Here is a 6,208-nt window from a genome sequence, read left to right as displayed (position 1 = left end):
GCCGCACCCGCTCCCCCGCCGGCACGGCCACCTCGTCGTACGCCTCGTCCCGCGCCCCCTGCTGCCCCGGCACCTGCCCACGCCCCGAGCCCACGCCCGGCCCCTGGCCGGACTGCTCCTCGTCATCCGGGTCCGGCTCGTCGACGTCCAGCGGCGGCATCCCCGCCAGCAACGGCAACTGCTCCCGCAGCCGCGCCCCCAGCTCCGACGCCCGCAGCCGCGACGCCGGCGCCTTCGCCAGGCACTGGACGAGAAGCTGCCACAGTTCCTCGGGGATCCCGGGCAGGGGGACCACCGTCTCCGTCACGTGCCGGCGCAGCACCGCGCCCGGGTGGCCGCCGCCGAAGGGCGTGAAGCCGGCCAGCAGCTCGTACAGGACCGTCGCCAGCGCGTAGATGTCGACCGCCGCGCGCGGGGGCAGGCCCTCGACGATCTCCGGGGCCAGATAGTCCGGCGTACCGATGATCTTCGTGGCCCGGGTCCGCCGCGGTGAGTCGATGAGTTTCGCGACGCCGAAGTCGGTCAGGAGGGCGGGGTGCGAGCCGCCGGGGCCCAGCGGGCCCTGCATGTCCAGCAGGACGTTCTCCGGCTTCACGTCCCGGTGCACGACCCCGGCTGCGTGCGCGGCGGACAGCCCGTCCGCGATGTCGGCCACTATCGCGACCGCCGCCTCGGGGGCGAGCCTGCGCTCACGGTCGAGCCGGGTGCGCAGGTCCGTACCCCGCACCAGGTCCATCACGAGCGCGAGGTCGTTGCCGTCGACCACGAGGTCCCGTACCGACACGATGTTCGGATGCTCCAGCCCGAGCAGGGCGGTCCGCTCCTGCACGAAGCGTCCGACGAGCTCCTGGTCCGACGCCAGGTCCTCGCGCAACAGCTTGACGGCGACGGGACCCTCGGGTCCCTCGCCCAGCCACACCGTGCCGGCGCTGCCCCGCCCCAGGATCTGGTTGGCGGTGTACCGGCTGCCGATCTTCCGTGCCAAGACTGCTCCTACAGACGCGTGTTGCCGACGCTGCGCCGATCCGGGGGGATTCCCTCCGGACCCTCACCCGACAAGACCTCGGCCAAGACCTCAACCTCGTCCTCGACCTCAGCCGACAAAACTACGCGTCCGAAGGCGCAACCTTCACCGCCGGGACGGAAATCACCCGCCAGGTGTCGACAAATCCCCAGAGTCGCACCGGAACACGGCCGGGGCGCCGCCCACCTGATCCTCAAATGCCCCACCTACGCCCCGATTGCGCGAACAACCTCCCCCACGACCAGGAATAGCCGCGAATGGCCGTGAATGGCCGGAGTATCCAGGAGCAGCCGAGAGTAGCCGGGAATGGCCAAGAGCAGCCGGGAATGGCCGGTAAATGGCCAGGCAACCGGAAAACGGCCGGTTGTTAATTCCCCGCCCCGTTCCCCGTGCCGTTGCCGGAGCCCTTGGAACCATCGACCAGTTTGCCCACCCACCCGCTGACCTTGTCGGCCCAGTCGCCGAGTTGCGCGAAGAAGCCCTTCGTCGACCCGACCCACTCCTGCAGCGGGCTCAGTTCCCAGATCAGCCAGGCGGCGACGAACAGGATGACGATCGTGAACAGACACCCCTTGAGGCAGCCGAGTCCGGGGATCTTCATCGGGTTGGCACTGCGCTGCCGGGGTTCCCTCGGCTCTCTCGGCTCACGCGCCGGCCGGGCCTCGGGCTGCTGAGGACGCTGCGGCACGGGGACCGGGGCGGGCGGCGGCGGCGCGTACCGCTGGGGCTGCTGTTGCTGGTGCTGGGGCGGCGGCGCGTACTGCTGGTGCTGGGGCGGCCCGCCCTGTCCCGGCCCCTGCGGATAGCCGTAACCGGGCTGGGGCCGCTGCCCCCGCTGCTGTTGCTGGTACGACGGCGGCTGGTACGGCTGTTGTTGCTGCTGCTGGTACGGCGGCTGCTGGGGCTGCCGCTGGGGGCGGCGGCGCAGGGGGTCCTCGCCCGGGTCCAGGTACTGGATCTGCGTCTGCTCGTTACGGTCCCGGGCGGCGCGCAGCTGGCTCTGCCAGGGGTGCGGCTCCTCGGGCCCGCCCGGGCCGCCGGACTGGTTCTGTGTCACCGGCGGCATGACGGCCGTGGGATCCGCTCCACCCATGCCACCCACACCACCCGCGCCCATCGCCCCCGCCGCACCGGGTCCCCCGGTCTGCGGCAGCACGCTGGTGGCCGCGTTCGGGTCGTACGCCCCAGCCGCACCTGCCGCGCCCGCCGCGGCGGCGCCGTACGGCAGCACCTGTGTCGGGTCGCCCGAGCCGGGCACCGCGGTCGGCGCCGGGTCCGGTGCGAGCAGGTGGACGACCCCATCGGCCGCCGCGATCTGCATCGAGTTGGAGTGGACGCCGATGCCCTCGGCGACGACCCGCAGCCCGCGCGCGAGGTTCTCGGCGCTGGGGCGTTCGTCCGGGTTCTTGCGCAGACAGCGTTCGATGACCGTCCACAGCGGTTCGGGCACGGTCGACGGGCGGCGCGGCTCGGCGGTGAGGTGCTGGTGCAGCACTTCGAGGGCGGACCCGCCGCCGAACGGCGGACGGCCGGTGACCAGCTCGTACATCAGGATGCCGGCGCCGTAGATGTCGACGGCGGAGGTCTGCGGACGGCCCTCGGCGGACTCCGGGGCGACGTACGCGGGCGTGCCGACGAACTCGTGGGTGCGGGTGAGGCCCGGGGAGTCGGCGAGGCGGGCGATGCCGAAGTCGGTGAGCATCGGGTGCATGCGGTCGCCGTCCTGCATGAGCAGCACGTTGGCCGGCTTCAGGTCCCGGTGCACGACCCCGTCGGCGTGGCTGACGCCCAGCGCGTCGGCGATCTGGGCGGTGAGGAGGGCGGCGGCGACCGGTGTGAAGGGGCCGTTCTCCCGCAGGTAGCGGTGCAGGTCGGGTCCGTCGATGAGGTCCATGACCAGCGCCAGCAGATCGCCCTCGACCACCAGGTCCCGTACGCGGACGATGTTCGGGTGGATCAGGCGCAGCAGCACGGACCGCTCGCGCAGGAAGCGCATCACGATGTCCGCGTCGTTGGCGAGCTCCTCCTTCAGGACCTTGATCGCCACGGTCTCACCGGGCTGGCCGGGCACGGCCGCCTCGGCTCCCGCCGTCTCCCGCTGGCGGGCGCGCCAGACGGTACCTGTGGCGCCGCGTCCCAGCGGCTCCTCAAGGAGGTACTTGCTCCCGACCGGCCGCACGTCTTGGCTCCCTTACGTACGTACATCCCGCATCCCGTACACGGTGTTTCCGACCCACTGTAGTGCCGCGCTCCCAGGATTCCCCGGGCAACGGCCGCCATCCGCGGACGGCGGCGGACAGCCCCCTTCGAAGGACGGACCGCTTCGGGCGTTCGACTGAAAGACGTCTTGATAGGCCCCCTCGGTTGCCGAATCCCGACGTGACCGACGTCAAACCGATTACCAAACCGATCTCAAACGGACAGCCGCCGGTCGGTGGTCAGGCACTTTTGCGGGCAGAGGCGACCATTCAAGATCACTTATGGGTGGGGGGCGGGCACGTTGTCAGTGGCAGGTGCGAGGATGCCTCCAGTACTGGCCTACGTGCTCGTGTGCGGTGGGGGAAGTCCGCGGTGGTGGGACCCGTGGCGTGGCTTCGTCCTCCTTTCCGGGTGTCCGTGCAGAAGGGACCGCTGACGGCGATGCAGATCCGGCTGACCGTCGTAGACCCGCTGGGGCCGCCCTCGGAACCGTGGGCGCGCGCCGCGAGCTGCGACGTACTGGTCACCGCTCCCGCCGGCACGGCGCTCGCCGCGGTCGCCTCGGCCCTCGCCTCGGTGGTCGCGGGCGACCGGGTTCCGTCCCCGTCCGAGCGCGGCCCAGGCCGCGAGAGCGGCGGCGCGGTCGTGCTGTACGCGGGCGACCAGCGCCTCGACACCCAGCGCTGCACCCTCGGCGAGCCCCCGCTCGTCGACGGCGCCGTGCTCGCCCTCGGTACCCCCGCCGAGCCCGAGCCGCACCCCGAGGCGGACGAGGTGGCCGCCCAACTGCACGTGGTCGCGGGACCGGACGCGGGCGGGGTCCATCTCCTGCACGGCGGCCGGATCACCATCGGCCGCTCCGCCGACGCCGACGTCCCGCTGGACGACCCGGACGTGTCCCGGCTGCACTGCGCGGTCACCGTCGAGGAGGACGGCCGTATAGCGGTCGCCGACCTCGGGTCCACGAACGGCACGACACTGTCCGGCACCCGCCTCGGCGCCCGCCCGGTCCGCCTCGCGCCGGGCGCGCTGCTGCGCGTCGGCGAGTCGGCCCTGCGGCTGACACCGCCCGGACACGCGGGCACGCGCGTGGGCACGACCCCGGACGGCGAGGGGCACGTACGCGTGAGCGTCGCCGAAGGGCATACGGGGACCTCGGCTTCGGGGCGTACGGCGGCTGTGCCGGACACCGGCGGGAACACCGGCGACGCCCGCGACGGGCGGTCCTCCGTGCCTCCCGTGCTTTCCGTGCCTCCCGCGCGCGTGCGGTCCGGCGGCGGCCCGGCGAAACCGTCCGCCGGACCGCCCTCGGGAACACTCTCCGGACCGCCCTCCGGGGAGACCCGTCACGCCTACGGTTCGGCGAGTTGGGGAGCGACCGGGGAAATACCCCTGTCTCGTGGTGCGCGGGGTCCGGCGGAGGCCGAGCAGTCGCTCGTGCCGGGGCAGGGCCGCGCCCCGCGCATCGAGAACCGGGGAACCACGGGTCCGGCAGGCACTGCGGGTGCGCCAGGCACGGCAAGGGCATCAGGTGCCGGCGGGGACACGCACGGCGCCGGGTTCTCCGTGGCTGGACGGGCGCCCGGCGCCGCCGCCACACCGGGGACACACGCTCACGACGAAGCGGACTCGGACGCGGACGCGGATGCCTCCGCGTCCACAGGCAGCGGGCGCAAGGGGACGCCCCTCCGGGGGACGGACGTCCCACAGGGTGTGCGCAGGCGCGGCGGGCTCTCCAAGTGGGCACGCCGCCTGACCGGCGGGCGCGGGGAGCAGGAGCCGTCCGAGGGCGGGGAGTACGGGGAGTACGACGACGAGGGGCCGGAGTCCCGCCCGGCGGCCCCGGAGTTCACGGACGCCCTCCCACAGGCCCCGGAGAGCTGGCCCGACCCGGCGGCGCTGCTGCTCACTGCCCTGGGCCCCGGCCCCCGGCTCTGGGAGCGCGGCCCGGGACACCCGGAGGCGCTCACGGTCCGGCTCGGTACGGCGGACCGCGCGGCCCCCGACGGCTCGGGGCTGCTGCCCGCCGTACCGGTGACCGCCGGGCTCCGCGAGGTCGGGGCGCTGGGGCTGGCGGGGCCGCGCGCGCGGCTCGCGGGGCTGGCCCGCGCGGTGGTGGCCCAGCTCACGGCGTTGCACTCGCCGGAGGCCCTGGAGATCGTCCTGATCAGCACGGACCGCGCGCGTACCCCCGAGGAGCGCGCCGCCGAGTGGGCCTGGCTCGGCTGGCTCCCGCATCTGCGCCCCGGACACGGCCAGGACTGCCGTCTCCTCCTCGCCTACGACCGCGAACAGGCCACGGCACGCGCCGACGAACTCCTGCGGCGCCTGGAGGACCACGACGCGGAGGTGGCGGCGAAGAGCCCCGCCGGCGGTGGCGTGGATGTGCGTGTGGGGGACGGTGGCGGAGAACCGGACTGGGATGCCCAGGGCGTCCGGGGAGCGGCCCGGCGGCCCTCCTGGGCCCGGGACGACGCCTCTGGCGGGTCGGCGGACGGTTTCGCTGGCCCGTACACGGTGGTCGTCGTGGACGGGGACCCGGGCGGTGCCGCCGTCCGGGAGGCCGTCGCGCGACTGGCGCACGAGGGCCCCCGGGCCGGGATCCATGTCGTGTGCCTCGCTGAGACGGAGACGGAGACGGGCACGGACACGGCGTCGCCCGCGTCACCGGTGACGGAGATGTACGCGGCGGCGTGCGCGGCCTCACCGACGTTCCGTGAGTGCGGGGCCGTGGCGCTGCTCGGCGGGGACGTGGCCACGGCGCTGCATGTGATGCGGGTGGCGCGGGCCGGGGTGGCGGCCTCGTCCGGGCGGGCGGACTCCCCCGCCGGCGCGTTCACCGACGTCGGCGGGCTGGTCGGGCAGGGCTCCGTCGCCGCCGTGGACGCCGTATCCCTGGCCTGGGCCGAGCGGTTCGCGCGGGCGCTGGCTCCGCTGCGCACCGACAGTTCCGCCGCCGGACGCCAGCCGCGCGTCTCCGCGCCC

Annotated in this window: 3 protein-coding genes; 1 reads left to right on the top strand and 2 read right to left on the bottom strand. The window is 74.1% G+C overall.

The window, feature by feature from the left end; genetic code table 11:
• Positions 1-985: serine/threonine-protein kinase (locus tag AOK08_RS31365; protein WP_055532363.1), on the bottom strand; the 985-nt coding region annotated here is incomplete at its 3' end.
• 406 nt (positions 986-1,391) lie between these two features.
• Entirely contained in the window at positions 1,392-3,203 is a 1,812-nt protein-coding gene (locus AOK08_RS31360; RefSeq protein WP_055532361.1) for a serine/threonine-protein kinase, read from the bottom strand.
• Between the two features lie 461 nt (positions 3,204-3,664).
• Here AOK08_RS31360 and AOK08_RS31355 point away from each other — a divergent pair.
• Positions 3,665-6,208, top strand: a 2,544-nt coding sequence (locus AOK08_RS31355) for an FHA domain-containing protein (RefSeq protein ID WP_241827165.1), incomplete at its 3' end; no start/stop codon positions are given.

It is taken from the genome of Streptomyces graminilatus, assembly GCF_001418565.1.
In the GTDB taxonomy this organism is placed as follows: domain Bacteria; phylum Actinomycetota; class Actinomycetes; order Streptomycetales; family Streptomycetaceae; genus Streptomyces; species Streptomyces graminilatus.
The sequence above is the reverse complement of the archived record's forward strand: the minus strand, read 5'-3'. Positions and strand labels throughout refer to the sequence as shown.